Genomic DNA, 20,672 nt, shown 5'->3' with positions numbered 1-20,672 from the left:
TGCCGGATGCCCGCCGCCGCGGCGGCGGCCGGGGCTTACGGGTAGGTGGAGTGTTCGCCGAGACGGGCCCGGGTGCGGGGGCCGTAAACGCCCTTGTCGTCGCCGTGCACGCCGTACCAGTTCTGGAACTTGATCACCGCTGCCCGGGTGTCGCTGTCGTAGACGCCGGTGATGCCGCCGTCGTAGATGTTGGGGATCTGGCGCAGGCGGTGCTGGAGTTCCTCGACCTCCGGGCCGGTGTCGCCCCTGCTCAGCACGGGTGCGGGGGCGGTGGACTCGGGCTCGGGCGTGGTCTCGGGCGTCGGTTCGGGAGCGGGTTCCGGGGTGGTCTCCGGGGTCGGCCCTGGGCTGGGGCCGGGGCCGGGACGGGTGGTGGCCGGGTCCGGGGAGGGTGCCGGGGCGGTCTCCCCGGACGGCGGCGGTTCGCTCTCCGCCGGCTCCGCGGGCGAGGGCCCGGCGGAATCCTCGGCGGTCTCCTCCGTGGTCTCCCGGGCGGGTGCGGTTTCCTCGTCCTCCGGGTCGGCGAGCCCGCCGTCGGGCAGGGCCAGGGTGGGCTTGCCGCGGTCCTCGGTCTCGGGGCCGCCGCCGGTGGCGCCGCCGAGCATGGCGACCAGCAGTGCGGTGCAGCCGGCCAGCACGGCCACCGCGCCGCCGACCACGCCCGCGATCAGGGCGGGGCTGCGCGGTGCGGCGTGGGCCGGGCGCGGCGGGCGGTCCAGCAGGACCAGGGCGCCGTCCGTGCGGTGTTCGAAGAGTTCCAGATCGGCTGTCGCGGCCCCGGTCCGCTCCGGGTCGGCCACGGCGTCGGTGGTGACGAAGATGCGGGGCAGGGGGCGGGTCACGCAGTCGCAGTCGGGCCAGCCCTGTGGTCCCGCCGCCGTCCCGCACTCGGCGCAACCGGGTCCTGTGGTCACTTCGGGCTCCCCCTTCCACGCCCCTCCGCACGTTCGCCGCGATTATGCCGTACGGCTGTGCGAACGCGGTCAGGGGTTACCGCCCCGGTCGCCGTCCCAGTCGCCGTCCCGGTCGCCGTCGCCCCCGTGGTGGGTGATCTCCTCCAGGCGGTCCCGGGTGCGGGGGCCGTAGACGCCGGGCTCGTCGCCGTGCACTCCGTACCACCACTGGAAGCGGCTGACCGCCTCCTCGGTCCGCCGGCCGAAGTCGCCGGTGATCTCCCCGTCGTAGATGTGCGGGACCTGGCGGAGCCGGAGCTGGAGTTCCTCGACCGCCGGGCCGCTGTCCCCGCGGCGCAGCACCGGGGCCTCGTCCGGCTCGCCGTCCCCGTCGCCGGTGGCGGTGGCGGTGGGCGCGGGGGTGGTGGGCGACGGGGAGCGGGTGGCCGAAGGCTCCGGAGCCGGCGAGGTCTCCGGGGCGGTGCCGCCCGGACCGGTCGGCTCGGATCCGGTCGTGGCGGACGCGGTGGGCGACGCGGTCGGCGACGCGGAGAGCAGTTCCTCCTCCGGGGACGGCGAGTCCACCTCCCCGGTGTCGGGGCTCTCGGCCAGGCCGCCGTCGGGCAGGGCGAGGGAGGGCTTCGGCCGGGCGGTCTCCTCGGCCCGGTCGGGCGTGCCGTCCCCGCCGCCCGTGATCAGCGCGCTGACCACCGCGGTGCAGCCCATGACCACGCCGACCGTGCCGGCGGCCAGGGCGGCGGCCCGCAGCCGTCCCCGCCGGCCGGTCCGGCCGGTCCGGCTCCGGCGCGGGCGGCCGGACCGGCCGGCGGAACCGGCGGGGACGGGGGCCAGGACCACGGTGTCGTCCGCGCCGGAGTCGGAGAAGAGGGCGAGGTCCGCGGGATCGGCGGTCAGCGGCCGGTCATCGGCCGCGACGGTGCCGTAGAGGGCCGGCCCGGCGGCAGGTTCCGCCCGCCGCGGGCAGCCGTCCCGGCAGTCCGGCCCGCCGCAGAACGCGCAGGCAGATCCGGTCTCCGCCACGGTGGTTGCTCCTCCCCAGGTCGACGGCAGCGCTGCGCGCGCGGTGCGGGCCCGCCCCCGGGCGCGGCGGGCGGGAGCGGCGCGGGCCGTGGCGGCCGACTGCCGGGGTTCACGAATAGCTGGTGTGCTGCTCCAGCACGGCACGGGTGTGGGGACCGTAGACGCCCCAGGCGTCGCCGCGGATGCCGTACCAGAGCTGGAAGGTGCCCACCGCGGACTCGGTCTGCCAGTCGAACACCCCGTCGGGGACGTCCACATAGCGGAAGTACCACAGCACCTGGCGCAGCCGGTCCTGGAGTTCGGCGACCTCGGGTCCGGAGTCGCCCTCCGCCAGGGAGGTCACGGCCGCGCCGCCGTCCGGCTCGCCGCCGGTGCCGCCGTCCCCGCTGCCGCCGGTACCGGTGCCGGGCTCGCCGCCGTCCGCGTCGTTCTGGTCGTTCTGGTCGTTCTGGTCGTCCCGGTCGTTCTGGTCGTCCCGGTGGCTGTGGCCGCCGTCCGCACCGCTGCCGCCGTCCTGCTCGCCGGCACCGGCTCCGTTGCCGCTGCCCTGGTCCTTCCCTGGCCGGCCGGACTCGCCGCCGCTGCGTGCGGGTCCGCTGCCCGCGCCGGGCTCCGGCGAGGCGGGGTCGGCCACGTCACTGCCGCCGGAACCGGCCGGGGAGGGCGCGGCCGACGGCTCGTCCGCCGGTTCGCCGGTGGCCGGCTGCCCGTTCTCCGGTTCCTCCTCGGTCACCGGGGCGACCACGTCCTCGTCCGGCTCCGGGGACGCCCACTCCTCCAGCGCGGTCAGGTCGCCGTCCGGCAGGGCGAGCGTGCGGTCGTCCGACCGCCGGGAGTCGTTGTCTGCGCGCTGGGCGGCGCCGCCGCCGAGCAGCGAGGTGGCCACCGCCGTACAGCCCATCACCAGCGCGGCGGCGCCGCCGGCCAGCAGCGAGGTGCGGGCCCGGCTCCTGGGCCGGGCGTGAGCGGGACGGGACCGCTGGTAGGGCATCAGGCCGGTGCCGGTGACCGGGCCTTCGCCGCGGACGGCACCGTCACCGCTGCTGTCGCCGGGGCCCGGGACGTCCGAGGCGGCCGGGGCCGAGAACCGGGCCAGGTCCTCGGGGGCGGGGTCGCGTACGGCCTCCGCCTCGCCGAGGGTCACATAGATCCGGGGCGGCGAATCGGACGGTCTGTCGCACTCACAGCGCGGGCTGCCGTCCGCGCCCACGGCTGTGCCGCACCTCGCGCAGTGCGCCGCACCCTGCATCTGACGGCACCTCCCCTCGCCGGGCCTCTTGCAACGGCCGTGGGGCGATTATGCACCACTGTTCGACAGACGTCCCGGCCATGTGGATACACCGGCCCTCCCCCGTCGGTGAGCAGTCGGTGAGCAGGAGTGAGTCCGGCCGGCCGGGCGCGGAAGTTCACCGGGGGGACTGGCACACCCTCGCCCCGGTTTTGTATCGTGAGAGAACAAAGTGGCTCCGCCCCAGACGCCCCGACCAACGGCGGGCGGAGCCACTTGCCTGTGCCCGTCCACGGCACGCCCGCCCGCCCGTCACCCACCCGCACCCCCGCACCGCCGCCGCACCGCCTCAGGAGCCCTTGATGTCCGCACCGCCCGAACTGTCCGCCCATGCCGTACTGCTGGACATGGACGGCACCCTGGTCGACTCGCACGCCGTGGTGGAACGGGTATGGCGCCGCTGGGCCGCCGCGCACGGGCTGGACGGCGACCATGTGATGAGCGTGGCGCACGGCCGCCAGGGCCACGCCACCATGGCTGAACTGCTGCCCGAGCGCCCGGCGGAGGTCAATCTCGCCGAGAACGCCCGGATGCTGGCCGACGAACGGGCCGATGTGGACGGGGTGGTGGCGATCCCCGGCGCCGCCGCGCTGCTGGCCGCCCTGGACGGCTTTCCGCACGCGCTGGTCACCTCGGCGGACGCACCGCTGGCCGAGGTGCGGATGGCCGCGGCCGGCCTGCCCATGCCGCGGCTGAGGATCACCGCGGAGTCCGTCAGCGCCAGCAAGCCGGACCCGGAGGGCTTTCTCAAGGCCGCCGCCGAACTCGGCGTGGCGCCCGGGCGCTGCGTGGTGTTCGAGGACTCGGCGGCCGGCATCGGCGCGGCCCGGGCGGCGGGCATGCGGGTGGTCGGCGTCGGCCGGGTGGCCGCCGCCTTCGGCCCCGACCTCGCCGTGCCCGACCTCAGCGGGCTGCGGGTGTCACCCGCCGACGGCGGCATCGCCCGCCGGATATCCCGCTCACCGGCCACCGCCGGCTGACCCGCGCTCCGGACCGGGGCGGCCTTCGCGTCACCGGCCATCCCTCCCCGCCACGGTGACGCCCCGAGCCGGCCGCCCCGGCCCGGTACACCCCTGTCCGACCGGCGCGGCGCGGCGCGTCCGCTCAGCCGCCCAGGGCCTCCCGGAAGCTCAGCGCCGCGAGGACCAGCATCACCCCGGCGGCGATACGGGTGATCAGCCTCAGCGGCACCCGGCGCATCAGCGCACGCCCGCCCAGAACGCCGATGGCGGCCACCGACCACAGCGCCAGCAGCGCGCCCACCGCCACCGACAGCGGACTGTCGTAGCGGGCCGCCAGATTGGCCGTCATGATCTGGGTCAGATCGCCCAGTTCGGCGGCGAGGATCAGCATGAAACCGGCGCCCGCCACCCGCCAGAACGAGGTGTCGCGCGGCGCCCGCACCTGCTCCCCGTCCGCCGCCCGGTGGCGCAGCAGCAGCACCGCACCGGTGAGGAACAGCACCCCTACCACGGCCTGCACCGGGCGGTGCGGCAGCAGGCTCAGCAGGCTGCCGGCCGCCACCGCCAGGGCGACATGCACCACAAAGGCCGCCGCCACCCCGGCGAAGACGAACGAGGCCCGGAACCGGGTGCCCAGCAGCAGCCCGGCCAGGGCGGTCTTGTCCGGGAGTTCCGCGAGAAAGATCACACCGAAGGTGACGGCGGCGACGGAGAGACTGAACACGGGCGGGATTCCTCACTGCTCGGGCCGCCGGGCCGAGGAATCCGCGGGAGCGCACACTTCGGCCCGGCAGCGACCGGGACGCCGGGCATGCGGCGTCGGGACACTGCGGCCGAAGGTCTCGCTGACGGGCCCGCCCGCGCGATGCGCGGCGGACGGCCCGCCTCCGGGCGCCGGGCACCGCCCGTGGGCGGCGCCAGTATGTCGACGGTCCGGCGAAGAGCTACTCCCCTTCTGCGCCGTCCACTGTACGGGACGGCGGGCCGGGCCCGGAAAGCCCCCGCCGCCCCGCCCGGTTCTCCGCACGGTACGGCCCGGGACCCCGCGCGGGGCCCCGGGCCACTGGTCCCTTGCGGTGTCTCAGGAGTGGTACGGCGAGAACGGAACGGTGAAGCAGGCCACGCGCTCGCCCGCGTCACCCGCGGGGCGGCCGTCCTCGCCGGTCGAGGTGGCGCGGGCGTGCAGCACCACCGAACGGGCCGGGGCCGGGCGGAAGACCCAGTCCTGGTGGGCCCTCGACCAGCCCCTGCCGTCCTCCCCGGGGGTGACGTCGAGCCACACCTCGTTGTCCGGGTTGGCCAGCGCGGGATCGTCCCCGGTGACGTTCTGGTAGTGCGGTCCGGCATCCTGCGGGTCCGGTCCGCAGGGTTCGGCGTGCACATGGGCGCCATAGGTGTGGCCGGGCCGCAGCCCGCGCACCGACAGGACCACCGAAGTGGCGCCGTCCGCCACGCTGTGCGCGACATGGATCACCGCGCCCTCCGGCACCAGTGCTGTGTCGTACGTCACGGCCCGGAGCGGGGCCTGGCCGCCGCCCCCGGCCGGGACCTGCCGCAACTCGCCCCAGGCATGCTGCCAGTAGCCCTCCGCGCCGGCTGCCGGAGCGGCCACGGCCGCCGCCGCACCGCCCGGCAGCGCCGCCGTGGCCGTCGCCGTCAACGCCGCCGCCGCCGCTGCTGCCACCGCGGTGCGCACCCGCCACCTGCTGCTTCGCATCGTGTGCCTCCTCGCCGTCCTCGTGCCCCGATGCGTGGTCATGGTCACGGGCTGAGCCTGCCCGCGTTCACCGGCCCTTCGGCCGGACCCGGCCCGCAGTCCACCGTGTCAGTGACGGGGCGTACGCTGTACGGCGGAACGGAGACGCCTGGGCGCGCGCGTCTCGACCACAACTGGGTCGCCGGACCGAGGTGGCCGCGATAGACAAGGCTGCCTGGAGCCGGCCACCCGTACCGGGCGGCCACGGGGAACGGGGGAGCGCGTGCTGGAGGCACTGGGGATACTGCTGTACGCCCCGTGGATCTATGTGGTGATCGTGCTGTCCATCCTGCTGGACGTCTTCCTGCCCGTGCTGCCCAGCGGGGCCGTCGTGGTCGCCGCCGCCACCCTCGCGGCCGGTGCCGCCGCCGATGTCGCCGGCCTGCCCGCCCCGCACGCCAACGCCCACCTGCCCGAGCTGTTCCTGCTGGCGCTGTGCGCCGCCGCCGCTTCGGTGCTGGGCGATCTCGCCGCCTACCGCCTCGCCCGCCACGGCAGCCGCCGCTACACCCGGCTGATCAGCCGTTCCCGCCGGCTGACCGCCGCTCAGCAGCGCCTGGGCCTGGCGCTGGTGCGCGGCGGCGGCCCGCTGGTGGTGCTGGCCCGCTTCGCGCCGGCCGGCCGCGCCGTGGTGAGCCTGGGCGCGGGCGTCTCGCACCGCCGGGCCATGGAGTTCCTGCCCTGGTCGGCGGTTGCCGCCGTGGCCTGGTCGGCCTACAGCGTCGGCCTCGGCTATCTGGGCGCGCAGTTGCTCGGCGCGAGCTGGATCGCCACCGGGCTCTCCCTGGTGGCGCTGGCCGGTGCCGGCCTGGTCGCCGCCCGCCTGCTCCGCGGCGCGCACCCCGACCGCCCCACCCCCGTCTGACCGGCCCCGCACACACCACGAGCCCGGTTCCCACACCTTCGGAACCGGGCTCCCGCACCGCTCGGCGGCGCCTGCGACGAGTGGGCGCAACAGGGTTCGAACCTGTGACATCTTGCTTGTAAGGCAAGCGCTCTGCCACTGAGCTATGCGCCCGGGATCCCGACCGCACCAGCGTACAGGGCGGAAGGTGGGGGAATCCCCACCAGGGGTCCGGTGGCCGCCCGGATGGTCCGGGCGGCGGGCGGCCCATAGCGTTCCGGTCATGACGACGAGCGTGCGCAAGGACCCGACGGAGAACTCTCTGCGAGCCGCGACCGGCGGGCCGGCGGGCCCGCCGCGCGCCCGGTACCGCAGCAACCGCACCGCGCCGCGGGTCCTGCTGGCGGCCGGTGCCGTGCTGCTGGCCTCCGGCGTGCTGACCGCCTGCGCCGAGGAGACCCACGACATCGCGGACCAGCGGCGCAGCTTTTCGCTGGCGGATCTGGCGGAGGGCGAGCCCCTGGTGATCGAGGCGCACAACAGCCGCGTGGAGCTGGCCACCGATCCGGCCCTGGACGGCGAGGTGGAGGTGGCCCGCTGGTTCCGCGCCGAGAAGGTGCAGGGCCGCACCGGCATCACCTGGTCCATGACGGACGACGGCCGGCTGGAGCTGAAGGTGTCCTGCGAGGGCATCGTCACCCGGTGCGACGGCCGGCATGTGGTGACCGTGCCGGAGGGCCTGACGGTCCGGGCCAGCAGCAGCAACGGCGCGCTGGAGGCGGCCGGCTTCACCGGCGGGCTGGACCTGTCCTCCAGCAACGGCGCGCTGACCGTGACCGGCTCCTCCGGGCCGCTGGCCCTGGAGGCCGACAACGGCCGGATCACCGCCAGCGGGGTGGATGCGGACACGGTCAGCGCCAGCAGCCGCAACGGCTCCATCCACCTCTCGCTGTCCACCGCCCCGGCGCTGGTGGAGACGGATTCCGTGAACGGCTCCACCACCATCGAGGTGCCGGGCGACGCCCGCTACGACGTCCGGGCGCAGGCCGAGAACGGCAACGAGGAGGTGTCCGTGGCGCGCGGCGGCGACGAGCATGTGATCAGCGCGGAGAGCAACAACGGCAGCATCACCGTCCGGCCCGCGGGCTGATCCCGGCGGCCCCGGCCCTCCCGCCCCGCCCGCCCGCACATCGCCCCGCCCCGCGCCCGGCCGGCCGGCCGGCCCGTCCCTTGCCGATGACCGTTCCCTGCCCGGTCCCGGGAGCGGGTGGAAGAATGGGGAACCGGCTCACGGCACGGGTGTCCCGGGCGTCCCGGCGGCCCGTCCCGGAGCACGGGCTTGGCAGGCACCGCGTCGGGAAGAGGGAGTACGTGAGGCAGACGGCGCACAGCGCGCGGGCGGCGCGCAGCACCACCGTCCCGGAGCAGGAGCCCCGGCCGCCCCGGCGCTCCCGGGGCCGGGCCGGTGCGCCGGGCGCGGATGTCCTGGCCGGGCTGGCCGGGCCGGCCACGGCCGCGCTGCTGCCCCTGCCGCTGCTGGCCGCCGCCCTGGCCGCGCTGCCCGGCTCCTTCACCGGCGGCGGCACCCGCCGCTGGGGCCGCGGCCGGGTGGAGGATCTGCGGTCGCTGGCCCAGGGCGCCAAGCACGCGGCGGCCGAGGCGTTCTACCAGCTCGACACCGCCCAGCGCGAGGTGCGGATCTCCATCGAGACCATCGGCGCCGCCGACGGCTCCCCGCAGGGCGCCCGGGCCGCCGCCGAGTTCTCCGCCCTCGGGGAGCGCATCGACCAGGTCTCGCACCGCTACATCAGCACCGTGGACGCCCACGACCTGGACAGCCCGCAGCTCGACGCGGCCACCGCCACCCGGGCCCAGCAGGAGCTGAGCCGGATACGGGAGGAGATGGAGCGCACCCGCGCCGATCTGGAGCGGTTCGCGGCCGGTCTGGCCCCGCTGCTCCAGCGGGCCGAGCAGCAGCTCGCCCGGCTGGCCCCGGCGGTGGAGCAGGCCAAACGGACACTGCTGGCCGCCACCGAGGCGCTGGACGCCGCCCGCGCCGCCGGCTTCGCCGCGGAGGAGTCGGCCGCCGCGCTGGCGGCGCTCGGCCCCGAGCTGCGGCTGCTCAACGAGGGGGCCGCCCGGCACGGTGTGCAGGCCACCCTGGGCCGCGCCGAGCAGCTGCACCGGCAGGCCGAGGCGATCCGCGCCGAGGCCGCGGAGCTGCCGCGCCGGGCGGGCGGGATCGACCGCCGGCTGGCCTCGCTGCGCACCCGCGCGGAGGCCATCTCCACCCGGGCCGGTCAGGTGGAGCCGGTGCTGAGCGAGCTGCGCCGCCGGTTCAGCGCGGCCTGCTGGCAGGATCTCCAGCGGGTGCCGGAACAGGCCGCCGAGTCGGTGCGGCGGGCCGAGGACTCGCTGCGCGAGGCGCAGCGCGCCCGGGAGACGCAGCGCTGGGCGGACGCCCAGGCCCGGATCGCCGCCGTGCAGGAGCTGCTGGCCCGCACCGACGAGCTGGTGGACACCGCCGGTGACCGGCTGCGCCGGCTGAACGAGGTCTCCTTCGACCCGCAGCAGGAGATCGAGCGGACCCGGTTCGCCGTCCGGGACGCGCAGCGGCTGGCCATGGCCGGGCGCAGCATGCCCGATCCCCGGCACGCCCGGCCGCTGGACGACGCGGTGGAGCGGCTCGACGCCGCCGTCGCCGCCCTGGAGGAGGGCGGCCGTAACCCGGACTACTGGCGCTTCCTCTGCGAGACCCGGGCCGTCCGCGACATCGCCGCCGCCGTGGTCGACGACATCCGCGGCACCCCCCGCTGAACCGGCGGACCGGGCGGGACCGGGCCGGGCAGGGCCGGGCAGGGCCGGGCAGGACAAGTCGGGGCCCGGGCCGGTGCGGGCCGCGGCGGGTTACGCTTCCGGCATGCCGCGATACGAGTTCCGTTGCCGCAGTTGCGGGGTGCAGTTCGAGGAGAGCCGGCCGATGGCCGCGTCCGGGGAGCCCGCGGTGTGTCCGCGGGGGCATGACGACACGGTGAAGCTGCTGTCCACGGTGGCGGTGGGGCGGGGCGGCGGGACCGCCGCGGCGCCCGCCGCGCCCGCCGGGGGCGGGGGCTGCTGCGGGGGCGGCTGCTGCGGGGGCTGAGCCGCCCGCGTTACGCGGGGTGCGGCCGGGGAACCCGGGCGGCCGGTGGAACGCTTGCCGGCACGGCAGGAGGAGGCCCGGTATGTCCGTGTTCCTGGAGGGCGGCAATGAGCGGCGGCTGCCCGTCGGCGGTCTGCGCGGCCTGGCCCGGCAGGCCCGTCTGGACGAGCACCTGCCCGTCGACCACCGGCTGAGCACCGTCTATCGCGTCGGCGCCGGGCTGATCGGCGCGTTTCTGATCGTGTTCGGTGTGCTCGGGCTGATCGACCGGATCGGGATCTTCGAGACCGCGGAGGACACCGTGCTCGGTCTGAGCACCAACGGCGCACTGAGTGTGCTGTCGGTCTTCGTCGGTCTGGTGCTGCTGACCGGGATGGTGCGCGGCGGCAACTTCGCCTCGAATCTCAATCTGGTGCTGGGGGTGCTGTTCCTGCTCAGCGGCTTCTACCACCTGGCGGTGCTGGAGCGCGAGGCGAACTTCCTGAACTTCCGGATGCAGAACGTGCTGTTCAGCTACGCGGTGGGGCTGCTGCTGCTGGTGTTCGGCATGTACGGCCGGATCAGCGGGCGGCTGCCGCACGACAATCCGTACTGGCGGGCCCGCCATCCGGACCTGGACGAGGCCGAGCGGCGGCAGCGGGCGCTGGCCGCCTCCCGGGAGCGGGAGCTCATGAACGCCCGTCCGGCGTCGGCGCGGTCCGCGGAGCCGGCCGGGCCGGCCGGGTCCGGGCGCGGTCCCGGATCCGGGCGAGCAGGGCGTGCAGGATTGCTTCGCCGCAGACGACACCGGACGCGGTCAGACCGGTGACATGCGGCGCGGTCCAGCCGCTGAGCGCCAGCTCGCCGTGGCCGGGCCGCCAGCCGTGCGCGGCGGCCAGCAGCAGATCGGCGTCGAGATGCGAATCGCCGGCCGCCAGGATCTCCCCGGCCCCGGCGCGCCGCGCCACCTCCGCCACGGCCGCGCTCTTGGTCAGCGGACGCGGCACCGCGTACACCTTGCGGCCCTGCACGGAGACGGTCCAGCCGCGTTCCTCCGCCCAGCCCGCGAAGTCCTTGGCCCAGGACTCGGGGAAGCTGTCCCGCTCCACCACCAGATAGACGAACAGTTCCTCGGCGGTGCGCTCCTTGCGCACCCAGACCGGGTCGGCGGTGTGCCACATGCGTTCCCGCACCTCCTCCAGCGGGGCGCAGGACGCGGCCAGGGTCTGCCGGATGTGCCGGTGCCAGTCGTGGTCGGTGTGGCCGTTCACCAGGATGTGGCCGCCGTTGGCGCAGATCGCGTACGCGGGCTCGGCCACGGGCAGCCGGACGCGGCGGTACTGCTTGCGGGTGCGGGTGGTGACCGGGACGAACAGCGCCTCCCGGGCGAGTTCGGCGAACAGCCCGGCCGCGGTCTCGGTGACAAAGGACAGCGGCCGGCCCTCGTGCACCTCCACGCAGAGCAGCCGGGGCGCCCGGGCGTCCGGCATGGCCAGCATCAGGGCGCCGGCGGAGTAGATCAGGGTGCGGTCCAGATCGCTGGCGACCATCACCGGGCGGTCGGCGGCGGGCACCGGAGCGGGAGCGGGATGAGGAGCGGGAGCGGGAGCGGGAGCGGGAAGAGGAGCGGGAGCGGGAGCGGGAACAGGAACGGTCGGGGTCACTTCACGGCCTTTCCGTCGGCGCCGGTGGCGCCCCGGGTGTAGTGCGGATGGATCAGTCCGACGCAGGTGTAGGGCAGGTCGTCGGCCTCCTCCAGCGGAACGCCGCGCTGCTCGGCGAGCAGCCGGATGTGGTCCAGATCGGCTCCGGCGCCGCGCCGGACCACGATCCGCCAGGGGACCCGGCGCAGCAGCACCCGGGTGGTCTCCCCCACCCCGGGCTTGACCAGGTTGACGCTGCCGATGCCGTACTCCTCGCTGATCCGTTCCACGGCCCGCCAGCCGGCCCAGTCCGGCGCCCGGTCCGGGGTGTCGGGCATGGCGCCGGGCACGGCGGACGGGAAATGACCGCACACCGTTTCGATGAAGCGCAGGGAGACGTCCGCCGGGGCGAGGTCCCGGTAGAACTTGGCGCCGTGGAAGTCGTCCGGCCCGATCAGGTCGCCGCGCAGCACGGTGCGCGAGATCAGACCGGAGACGGTGGAGTTCAGACAGGCGGAGGGGATCAGGAAGTCGTCCCGGGTGCCGTAGGTGGACACGCAGCCGCCGGGGTCGGCCAGCACCGCGAGGGACGGGTCGAAGCCGGGGTGGCCGCGCAGCGCCTCGGCGAGTTCGCGGGTGATGGCGCCCTTGCCGGTCCAGCCGTCCAGGAAGACCACGTCGGCCGGGTCGTGGTGGGCGGCCAGCCAGCGCAGCGCGGTGGTGTCGATGCCGCGCCCGCGCACGATGGACACCGCGTAGTGCGGCAGGTCCAGGCCGTGGGCGTGCTGCGCCCAGCGGCGCATCAGCACCCCGACGGGGGTGCCGGCCCGGGCCAGCGAGACCAGTACCGGGCGGGGGGAGCGTTCGGCCAGCACGGTGTCGGTGACGGTGGCCACGGCCTGGGCCACCCGGGCCGCCGAGTCGGCCAGGGCCCGTTCGAAGAGCCGCTGGTACTCGGCGGTCGGCTGGTATTCGACGGGCAGCATCTCGGCGTAGTGCCGCCCGCCCTGGATGGCTTCCTCCTTCTCCTCGGTGGGGGTCTCCAGGCTGGTGACCCGGGAGAGGTCCTTGAGCAGCCAGCCCACGTCCGGTGCCGGGTAGGAGGAGAACTCCGGGCCGCGCAGCGGGCGGGCGGAGGCGGGCAGCGGGCGGTGGGCCGGGATCACGGCGTGCACCACCCGGGGGGTGTGTGCGGCCAGCTTGTCCAGCAGGCCGCCGGGGGCGTGCAGCTCCGGGGTGTCGCCGGCCGAGTCGGTGACGGCCACGATGGCGTCCCAGCGCCGCCCGGCGATGTTGTAGGCGTGGCGCGGGCCGGGGCCGTCCGCCGGGTTGTCGTGCGCGGGGAAGGTGACGGCGTTGCGGATGGCGTACCCGGGGTGGTCCACGGGCAGCACCGGCGAGCGGGTGGTGGAGGAGAAGTACACCCGGCAGCCGGCCGGCGGGTGCGGCGCGGCGGCGGGGCGGGGGGCGGGCAGCGGCGCCGGAGCGGCGGCGGGGCGGGCCGGGCGGTCGCCGGCGTCATCGCGGCTGCCGTGGCCGGCCCGCTGCCCGCCGGTGCCGGCCAGTTCCTCCAGGGCCGCGGCGATGCGCAGCGGCGCGTACATGAGTTCCTCGCTGCCCAGCACCAGCACCCGCCGCGCCCCGCCGGGCAGCGCGGCGGCCAGCCGGGCGGCCATGCCGGGCAGGGCCGCCGCCAGCCGGGCGGCGTGGGCGGGGGTGAAGCCGTGCCGGCCGCCGTCCGGCAGCCCGGCCGGCCAGCCGAGGTCCACGGTGGTGATCTCGCCGCACAGCGTGCCGGGGGCGTCCGCGGCCGGGGGCCGGCGGGCGGTGTGCTCGTCCAGCACCCGGCGGGCCCGCCGCAGCACGTCCTGGGGCAGGGTGACCCGGCCGCGGGCCAGCGAGACCACGTCCACCCGGGCGCCCAGCCCGGCCGCGGCCTTGTCCAGGGCGGCGGCGTCGGCCGGGCCGCGCACATCGGTGAGGGTCACGATCACATACCGTTCCCGCGGGTGGCGGCGGTGCAGCGTCGCGATGGTGTTGCGCAGCGTACGGCCGGTCGACAGTTCGTCGTCCACCAGCACCAGCGGCCCGTCCCCGGCCAGCAGCCGCGGGTTCTCCGGGAGCAGCAGATGGGAGGAGTGGTGGCTGTGCTCCTCCTCGAAGCCGCCGTACGGCGGCAGGCCGGGCACCGGGCGCCGGGTGGAGTGCAGATACGGCACCCGGCCGATGCCGTCCGCCACGCTGTGGCCCAGGGCGGTGGCGGTCTCGGCGTAGCCGAGCACCACGGCCGTGTCCGCCTCGGCGTCGCCCAGCAGCCGGCGCACCCGTTCGCCGAGTTCCCGGCCGGTGCCGTGCACCACGGCCGGGCTCTGCGGCACATGCTTGCCCAGCACCAGGGAGACCAGGAGCTGGGCCCGTCTGCTGTTGTCCCGGATGGCCAGGCCGAGCAGTTCGTGCAGCCTGTCGCCGTGCAGTTCCAGGCCCAGCTTCCGCGCGGCCCACTCCCCCGCCCAGACCGTCATTCCGGGATTTCCTCCCTCGGCCGTCGCCGTCAATTCCTCGGTCCCTCTCCTGTTGTGCCCGCCGGTGCCGTGCCCGCCGGGCGCGTCCGGCGGCCGTCCGGCGCCGGCCCGGGTGCGGTTCATGCGGCCCGGGCGGTGGTGAGGAAGTCGACGAAGTCGACGCCTTCCCTGGCCACCCCGAACGCCTCGGCGCGCAGCATGGTGCGCTCCGCCCAGGCCCGGTGCGGCTTCACCTCGTTCATCTTGTTGGTGTAGGCGGAGCGCAGCACTCCGCCGCCGTCCGGGCCGGTGCCCAGGATGTCCACGGCGTCGCTGTACTCCTCGTGGCTGACCACGGAGAGGGCGTGCACCACGGGGATGTGCGAGGGATGGATGCAGGTCTTGCCCAGCAGGCCGTTGGCGCGGTCGAGTTCGATCTCCTGCACCAGCCCGTCCAGATCGCGCTGGATGAGCTGGTGGCGCAGCCGCTCCATGCCGCGGTAGCTGAACGGGCTGGTGCGCAGCTGCGGTTTGAAGATGCGTTCCTGCGGGCGGAAGTACTCCCAGACCGGGCCGGTGACGGTGAAGCCGGTGCCGTCCGCGCGGCCGAAGACGTTGACCACGTCGGCGATGACGGAGGCGACCAGCCGGACGTCGTAGGCGGTCATGTCGGGGGTGCGGCGCAGGCCGTAGGCGGCGCAGAAGTCGGTGACGCCGAGCCGTATCGCCGGTACCCGGTCGCGGTACTTCTCCAGCAGGCGGGCGGTGTCGGCCAGCGCCCGGGCGCGGGTCTCCAGATGCAGCAGGACCGGGGATTCCAGCACCGGCATGGCCAGCAGCCGCCGTCCGCACAGCACTTCGGCGGCGGTCAGGGCCTCCAGAAAGGCGGGGCCGGACTCGGCGGTGAACTTCGGCAGTACGTATCCGGCCAGCAGGGCGATGGCCGGTCCCAGCCGGGTGGTGAGCCCGGTGATCTGGGCGGGGGTGCGGACCCGGACGAACAGCAGCGGCAGCCCGCCGGCGGCGTCCTCGTGATGCAGTTCCCGGAGCTGACGCACCAGATTGTCCTCGCCGCCGGGGACATCGGCGTCGCTGATGGAGTCCTCCAGGCACAGCACCATGGAGACCGCTCCGGCGGCGGCCTGTCTGCGGATGTCCAAGGCCAGCCGGGGCCGGGTCGCCGGGCAGTAGAGGGTGGCGCCCAGCGCCGTCCCCAGGGTACGGACGTCGGAGTCCAGCCCGAACTCGGCCGGCTCACGGTGGAACAGCGCTCCGCGCTCGGCGGACGTGAGCTGCCCGTAGTGCCGCATGCGACACCCCTTACGGTCGGTGGTCCTGGTGGTACGGAACGGATATGGCCAGGAGGGCCGGTGGGGGAGGTGGCCGGATCTGAGCGATACCGGCCCGGCGCACATCGTACGGTCCGATGTGTTACGACAATGCTGCTTCACGCCGCACGGCAGGCAGAATTTCGGTATGACGCGGGTACTTGGAGAAGGCTCGGTGCTGGCGCTGGGCACCCCGGTGCTGCGGGCCGAGGCGCACTGGCCGGCGCGCGGCGGCGGCGCGGCGCAGGCGCGGCCCCGGCTGTCGGTGCTGCTGCTGGGGCCGGCGGGGCGGGTGCGCGGCCCGGAGGACTTTGTGGCCGGGCCGCGGACGCAGCATCCGAGCGGCCAGGTCCGGCGGCTGCCGCCGCCGGCGGGCGGCCCGCCCCTCGACGCGGTGCAGCTCGCCCTGGCCGGGCTGGCGCCGGATGTGCAGCGGCTGGTGCTGGCGGTGGACGCGGGGGGCGCGCTGCTGGCGTCGGCCGGGCCGCTGCGGCTGCTGCTGCGGGACGCGGCGGGCGGGGAGGTGGGGGAACTGCCGCTGGCGGTGGTCTCGCCGCGCGACACCGCCCTGGTGTGCGGCGAGGTGTCGCGGGGCGGGGCCGGCTGGATGTTCCGGGCCACCCGCCGCGGCTTCCCGGGCGGTGCCGCGGAACTGGCCGCGGCCTTCGGCGCGGTGCCGGGCGGCGGCACGCCGCCGGGCGGCGCCCCGGCGCGGGGCGGCCATCCGCCGCCGGCGCCGCGCGATACGACCCCGGTCCCGCAGCCGGATCCGGCGTTCACCCTGCCGCCGCAGGGCCCGCAGTTCCGTCCCGGCCACGCCGGCCCCTGACCGGCGACGGCCCGGGCGGCGGGGAAACGGCGGGCGGCCGCGGGTCAGCGGGCGGTGCCGGCGCGGCCCCAGCTCAGGCCCCAGCCGAAGAGGCGGTCGATCTCGGACTGGAAGCCGTAGACGTACCGCACCTCGCGGCGGACCACCAGTTCGCCGCGGTGATGCTCGATCATCGCCACCGAGCAGGCCCGCGCCTGCGGATTGGGATCGGTCAGGCCGACCTCTATGGTCAGGCCGTTGGGCGTCAGCACGCTGATGATCACATCGGCACGGGCGAAGGCCGGCGAACCGTCCTTGATGTAGACGTAGAGCAGGATCCGCGCGATGTCCTCGGCGTGGTCCATGTTGATGTACAGGTCCTCACCGGAGGCGGTGCCGAACCGGTCGTCGCCGCTGAGCTCGATGTACGGCGGTTCGTTGAATTCGCCGTGCAGTCCGCCCAGGGGCTGGAGCGCGCCCCGGCTGCCGTCCTTCAGCTCGTACAGGCACGCCAGGTCGAAGTCGACCGAGGACACCGCCTGGGTGTGGCCGACCACCTCGGCCGGTTTGAACAGCGCCAGCGGATTGCGCACCGCGTCCCGCAGGCTGCGGCTGCCGCCTCTGACGTTGGACCCCATCATGTCGGAGGTGCGCATCCGCCAGGTGAGATTGACCCGCAGGGTGCCCGAGGTGCCGCCGTGCTTGGTGAGCGAGACCTGGGGTGCGCGCCGGGTCAGCTCCATCGCGTAGGTGTGCGCGCCGCCGACCGTGTCGAACCTCTGCACCGGCGTGCGGCTGCGCCGCAAGTACTCCAACAGGGAACCCATCGTGCCGCCCCTTGCCCGTTGCTTCCCGATATCCGTCGCATCTGTCGCATCCGTCGCCGTCGGCGCCGTTGCCGCCCGGACGGTGTGGGCGGTCCGCCATCCCGCCGTCACCGGCGGTGTCCGGCCGTGCCCACGCCTGGCGGGGCAGGCCCGGCTCGCGCCGGCCTGCCCCGCCATGAGGTTTCCGCGTTCGGGGGCCGCTCACACCCCGGAGGTGACAACTGGCCGGTCTTCGGCCTCGCGTGCCCGGTCCCGGCGGTTGTGCCGGACCGAGGTCCAGAACGCCGCCGCGATCAGGCCGACCCCGACCAGGCCGGTGACCTCCTCCGGCAGCTGCCAGCGGATGGTGATCAGCAGCATCACGGCCAGCGCGCCGATGGCGTAGTGCGCGCCGTGCTCCAGGTAGCGGTACTCGTCGAGGGTGCCCTCGCGCACCAGATAGATGGTGAGCGACCGCACATACATCGCGCCGATGCCCAGGCCCAGGGCCATCCAGAAGATGTGGTTGGTGATGGCGAAGGCGCCGATGACCCCGTCGAAGGAGAAGGAGGCGTCCAGCACCTCCAGGTAGAGGAACAGGAAGAAGGCCGCCTTCCCCGTCACCACCAGGGCCGAGGGCCGGCCGCCGGCCCGCCGGGCGGCCTCCTCGGCCTTCTCGGCCCGTTCCTCTTCCTCCTCCAGCCGGTTCTCGAAGTAGCCGGAGAGTCCGGCGACGACCAGGTGGGTGAGGATGCCGGCCAGGCCGGCGAGCAGCACGGTGGAGGTCTTGTCCGCGTGGGTGCCGCCGTGCTGGTGGGCGTGCGGGGCCATGACCACGGCGGAGACCAGCAGGGCCGACAGGGCCACTCCCACCGAGAAGGAGTCGATCTTGCCGAGCCTGGCGAGCGGGCGCTCCAGCCAGCCCAGCCAGGTGATGTGCCGCTCCGCGAAAATGAAGTTGAGGAAGATCATCAGCAGGAACATCCCGCCGAAGGCGGCGATCGACGGGTGGGCGTCGGTCACCATCTGCTCGTACTGGTCGGGATCGTCCAGGGCCAGCTCCACCGCCTCGACGGGCCCCACGCCCGCGGTGACGGCGACGATGGCGACCGGGAAGATCAGCCGCATGCCGAAGACCGCGATCAGGATGCCGATGGTGAGGAAGATCCGCTGCCAGAACGGGCTCATCCGCTTCAGGATGCCCGCGTTGACCACCGCGTTGTCGAAGGACAGCGAAATCTCCAGGACGGACAGGATCGCCACGGCGGCGAAGCCCTGCCAGCCCCAGAAGATGTAGGCGGCTGCCATCCCGATGCCGGTCACGGCAAAGGACCAGCCGAAGGTTCTCAGAATCACGGTGTTCCCGTCTCCTGCTCAAAGATCACGGCATCAGGCTGCTGTAGCGGCCAACTTCAGCACAGTTCGATCAGCTTTCGGAACAGCTTTCGTTCAATCTCCATCAGCCTGAATCAGACATTGACACCGTAATCCAGGGCGATGCCGTGCAGACCGGAGGCATACCCCTGGCCGATCGCGCGGAACTTCCACTCGCCGCGGTGCCGGTAGAGCTCGCCGAAGACCATGGCGGTCTCGGAGGAGGCATCCTCGGTGAGGTCGTACCGGGCCAGCTCGGCCCCGTCCGCCTGGTTCAGGATCCGGATGTAGGCGTTGCGGATCTGGCCGAAGTTCTGGCCGCGGGCCTCGGCCTCGTAGATGGAGACCGGGAAGACGATCCGCTCCACCTCGGGTCCGACCTCGGCCAGCGCGACCTTGATCTCCTCCTCGTCCTCCTCCGCCCCGGGCCGGCCGGTGGAGCCGACCAGCTCGTCACCCATGTGCTCCACGGTGCCGTCGGGGCTCTTGAGGTTGTTGAAGAAGACGAAGTGCTGGTCGCTGATGACCTTGCCGCCGGCGTTGAGCATCAGGGCGCTGGCGTCCAGGTCGTAGGCCGCGCCCGTGGTGGCCCGGGCCTCCCAGCCCAGCCCCACGGTGACCGCCGTGAGATTCGGCGCTTCCTTGGTCAGGGAAACGTTGCCGCCCTTGCTGAGGCTGACTGCCACCGATCCTCCTGGAGATGTCTTCCGGTTCCGCCTCGTGCCGCGCCCGCGCCCGGGCCCGGCCGCCGGCCGCGGCGCGCCGGGGGCGCCGCAGCCCACTGTCCCATCTGCCCGGGGCACCCGTCGGCTGAACGGCGGAACCGGGGCGGCGGGTTCCCCGCGCCGCCCGGCGGCCCGCTCAGAGGCGGTCCAGGGCCGCCGCGTAGTCCTTCACGTCGCGCGCGTCCGGCATGCCGTTGACCACGCTCCAGCGCACCGTGCCCTGCCGGTCGATGACGAAGGTGCCGCGCAGCGCGCACCCCTTGCCCTCGTGGAACACCCCGTAGGCGCGGGAGACCTCGCCGTGCGGCCAGAAGTCGGAGAGCAGCGGGTACTCCAGGCCCTCCTGGTCGGCGAAGACCCGCAGGGCGAACGGGGCGTCGCTGGAGACGGCCAGCAGCTGGGTGCCGGCGTTGACGAACCGGGGCAGCTCGTCGCGCAGCGCGCACAGCTCCCCGGTGCAGATGCCGGTGAAGGCGAACGGGAAGAAGACCAGGACGACGTTCTTCTCGCCCCGGAAGGAGGCGAGCTCGATCGTCTCGCCGTGCTGGCTGCGCAGCGCGAAATCCGGGGCCGGGGCGCCGGGCGCGATCGGCGTGCTCGTGCTGGCCATGCGGTCCCTCCAGGGCCGGGGCGGGCCGGACGCGCACAGTCTAGGGCGGGGGCTCCGGCGGCCCGGGCGGGGGGCGTCCCGGCGCCGGCCGGGTACCGCGGCACCGGGCCGCGCACGGCCGCGCGGAACACGCACGGGGTACGGGCCCGGGCCGGGCGGCCGGCCGGCCCGGGATGAGGGCTGCCGGCGGCGAGGGCCGGCAGGCGGTGGGGAAGCCTTCTGCGGCTGCGTGTCTGCTTCCGGCTGCTTCCGGCTACTTCCGTCCCGCGGTCTTGGGCGTGACCAGCCGGCTGCCGGACCAGTCCTTGCCGGCGTTGATGGTCTTGGTCTGCGCCAGTCCCGCGGTCTTGGCGGCCTCGCCGATATCACTGGGCTCGATGTGCCCGTCGCGCCCGGTCTTGGGGGTCATCAGCCAGATGGGCGCCCCTTCGTCGACCAGACCGGTGGCGTCCACCAGCGCGTCGGTGAGATCACCGTCGTCCTGGCGGAACCACAGCAGTACGACGTCCGGCACGTCGTCATAGTCCTCGTCCACGAGGTCCTGGCCGATGACGGCCCGGACGGCCTCGCGGAGCTCCTGCTCGGCGTCGTCGTCGTAGCCGATCTCCTGGACCACCTGTCCGGGTTCGAAACCCAGCTTTGCGGCGGGGTTGGTCCGCTCCTCCGCGTGGTCCGCGGTCGCGCTCACCGATGGCCTCCTGCTCCTGTTGACAGCCTGATGGGCTTGGCTCCCCCGGGGAGGGGAACCGGCCGGTCACCCGCGCGTCCGCGCGGACATTGAGCCGTAGTCCACACGGGCGGGCTGATTCTCGCAAGTACCTGAGGCGTGAGCCTGCCCAAACGTTGACTTTGCGGTTCACACCGCACCGCATCACCCCGGATGGCAGCGTATTGCCTCCCGCATTGCACCAGAGGTTGCGTGATCTCCGCCACATGAAACGGCCGGGTGGCCCACCGGGGCGCCGCCCGCCG

At 74.7% G+C, this 20,672-nt stretch carries 19 protein-coding genes, 1 tRNA gene and 1 pseudogene; 7 read left to right on the top strand and 14 right to left on the bottom strand.

The features are described from left to right. Positions 1–35: 35 nt before the first annotated feature. The 3 genes from BM242_RS11265 to BM242_RS11255 form a co-directional block, all read right to left on the bottom strand. Positions 36–842: a peptidoglycan-binding domain-containing protein gene (locus BM242_RS11265; RefSeq protein WP_093838631.1), complete on the bottom strand. Its 807-nt coding sequence runs from the start codon at positions 840–842 to the stop codon at positions 36–38. Between the two features lie 141 nt (positions 843–983). Next, positions 984–1,934 (bottom strand): peptidoglycan-binding domain-containing protein, encoded by a 951-nt coding sequence (locus BM242_RS11260; RefSeq protein WP_093838630.1) that lies wholly within the window; start codon positions 1,932–1,934, stop codon positions 984–986. A gap of 109 nt (positions 1,935–2,043) precedes the next feature. Further along, entirely contained in the window at positions 2,044–3,144 is a 1,101-nt protein-coding gene (locus BM242_RS11255) for a peptidoglycan-binding domain-containing protein (RefSeq protein WP_175541373.1), read from the bottom strand. Between the two features lie 380 nt (positions 3,145–3,524). Here BM242_RS11255 and BM242_RS11250 point away from each other — a divergent pair, with 380 nt between their 5' ends. Beyond that, the gene (locus BM242_RS11250; protein ID WP_093838628.1) at positions 3,525–4,202 is read left to right on the top strand and encodes an HAD-IA family hydrolase; all 678 of its coding nucleotides are present in this window, start codon (positions 3,525–3,527) and stop codon (positions 4,200–4,202) included. A 124-nt stretch (positions 4,203–4,326) separates the two neighbouring features. Here the strand turns inward: BM242_RS11250 and BM242_RS11245 are convergent, their stop codons facing one another. Together BM242_RS11245 and BM242_RS11240 are read right to left on the bottom strand one after the other, a co-directional pair. After that, complete coding sequence (locus BM242_RS11245) at positions 4,327–4,908, bottom strand: TMEM165/GDT1 family protein (protein ID WP_093838627.1); 582 nt, start codon at positions 4,906–4,908, stop codon at positions 4,327–4,329. A 357-nt stretch (positions 4,909–5,265) separates the two neighbouring features. Then, on the bottom strand, positions 5,266–5,901 hold the full coding sequence (locus tag BM242_RS11240) for a superoxide dismutase family protein (RefSeq protein WP_093838626.1): 636 nt from the start codon (positions 5,899–5,901) through the stop codon (positions 5,266–5,268). 262 nt (positions 5,902–6,163) lie between these two features. On the opposite strand from BM242_RS11240, the gene BM242_RS11235 reads away from it, so the two are divergent. Continuing rightward, on the top strand, positions 6,164–6,805 hold the full coding sequence (locus BM242_RS11235) for a VTT domain-containing protein (RefSeq protein WP_175541372.1): 642 nt from the start codon (positions 6,164–6,166) through the stop codon (positions 6,803–6,805). A gap of 81 nt (positions 6,806–6,886) precedes the next feature. Here the strand turns inward: BM242_RS11235 and BM242_RS11230 are convergent. Further along, positions 6,887–6,958, bottom strand: a tRNA-Val gene (locus BM242_RS11230). A 109-nt stretch (positions 6,959–7,067) separates the two neighbouring features. On the opposite strand from BM242_RS11230, the gene BM242_RS11225 reads away from it, so the two are divergent. From BM242_RS11225 to BM242_RS11210, 4 genes and pseudogenes are all read left to right on the top strand, one after another. Next, positions 7,068–7,934 (top strand): DUF4097 family beta strand repeat-containing protein, encoded by an 867-nt coding sequence (locus BM242_RS11225; RefSeq protein ID WP_175541371.1) that lies wholly within the window; start codon positions 7,068–7,070, stop codon positions 7,932–7,934. Positions 7,935–8,269: 335 nt separating this feature from the next. Then, the gene (locus BM242_RS11220; protein WP_245834010.1) at positions 8,270–9,601 is read left to right on the top strand and encodes a coiled-coil domain-containing protein; all 1,332 of its coding nucleotides are present in this window, start codon (positions 8,270–8,272) and stop codon (positions 9,599–9,601) included. 103 nt (positions 9,602–9,704) lie between these two features. Continuing rightward, positions 9,705–9,926, top strand: coding sequence for an FmdB family zinc ribbon protein (locus BM242_RS11215; protein ID WP_093838874.1), 222 nt, complete (start codon positions 9,705–9,707; stop codon positions 9,924–9,926). Positions 9,927–10,008: 82 nt separating this feature from the next. Continuing rightward, positions 10,009–10,659 (top strand): annotated as a pseudogene (locus BM242_RS11210) (DUF4383 domain-containing protein); the annotation flags it as partial. On the opposite strand, the gene BM242_RS11205 reads toward BM242_RS11210, so the two are convergent. The 3 genes from BM242_RS11205 to BM242_RS11195 form a co-directional block, all read right to left on the bottom strand. Beyond that, a complete protein-coding gene (locus BM242_RS11205) occupies positions 10,595–11,455 on the bottom strand; it encodes an HAD family hydrolase (RefSeq protein WP_342746951.1) in 861 nt (286 codons plus the stop codon). The pseudogene BM242_RS11210 and the gene BM242_RS11205 sit on opposite strands and share 65 nt — an antisense overlap. A 110-nt stretch (positions 11,456–11,565) precedes the next feature. Continuing rightward, entirely contained in the window at positions 11,566–14,070 is a 2,505-nt protein-coding gene (locus BM242_RS11200; protein ID WP_093838623.1) for a phosphoribosyltransferase, read from the bottom strand. Positions 14,071–14,189: 119 nt separating this feature from the next. After that, positions 14,190–15,359: an HpcH/HpaI aldolase/citrate lyase family protein gene (locus BM242_RS11195; protein WP_093838622.1), complete on the bottom strand. Its 1,170-nt coding sequence runs from the start codon at positions 15,357–15,359 to the stop codon at positions 14,190–14,192. A 166-nt stretch (positions 15,360–15,525) separates the two neighbouring features. Here BM242_RS11195 and BM242_RS11190 point away from each other — a divergent pair, with 166 nt between their 5' ends. Next, positions 15,526–16,206: a TerD family protein gene (locus BM242_RS11190; protein WP_175541370.1), complete on the top strand. Its 681-nt coding sequence runs from the start codon at positions 15,526–15,528 to the stop codon at positions 16,204–16,206. Between the two features lie 44 nt (positions 16,207–16,250). On the opposite strand, the gene BM242_RS11185 is transcribed toward BM242_RS11190, so the two are convergent. The 5 genes from BM242_RS11185 to BM242_RS11165 form a co-directional block, all read right to left on the bottom strand. Beyond that, positions 16,251–17,012, bottom strand: a complete 762-nt coding sequence (locus tag BM242_RS11185; protein WP_093838620.1) for a Tellurium resistance — start codon at positions 17,010–17,012, stop codon at positions 16,251–16,253. A 201-nt stretch (positions 17,013–17,213) separates the two neighbouring features. Next, positions 17,214–18,347 carry a DUF475 domain-containing protein gene (locus BM242_RS11180; RefSeq protein WP_093838619.1) on the bottom strand — a complete coding sequence of 378 codons (1,134 nt, stop codon included), beginning with the start codon at positions 18,345–18,347 and terminating at the stop codon, positions 17,214–17,216. A 113-nt stretch (positions 18,348–18,460) separates the two neighbouring features. Beyond that, positions 18,461–19,051, bottom strand: coding sequence for a TerD family protein (locus BM242_RS11175; RefSeq protein WP_093838618.1), 591 nt, complete (start codon positions 19,049–19,051; stop codon positions 18,461–18,463). Between the two features lie 175 nt (positions 19,052–19,226). Further along, the gene (locus BM242_RS11170) at positions 19,227–19,700 is read right to left on the bottom strand and encodes a peroxiredoxin (protein ID WP_093838617.1); all 474 of its coding nucleotides are present in this window, start codon (positions 19,698–19,700) and stop codon (positions 19,227–19,229) included. A 253-nt stretch (positions 19,701–19,953) separates the two neighbouring features. Then, a complete protein-coding gene (locus BM242_RS11165; RefSeq protein WP_093838616.1) occupies positions 19,954–20,388 on the bottom strand; it encodes a DUF3052 domain-containing protein in 435 nt (144 codons plus the stop codon). Positions 20,389–20,672: the final 284 nt, after the last annotated feature.

Origin of the sequence: Streptomyces aidingensis, from assembly GCF_900112355.1 — a bacterium.
Classification (GTDB): Bacteria; Actinomycetota; Actinomycetes; order Streptomycetales; family Streptomycetaceae; genus Streptomyces; species Streptomyces aidingensis.
The sequence above is the reverse complement of the archived record's forward strand: the minus strand, read 5'-3'. Positions and strand labels throughout refer to the sequence as shown.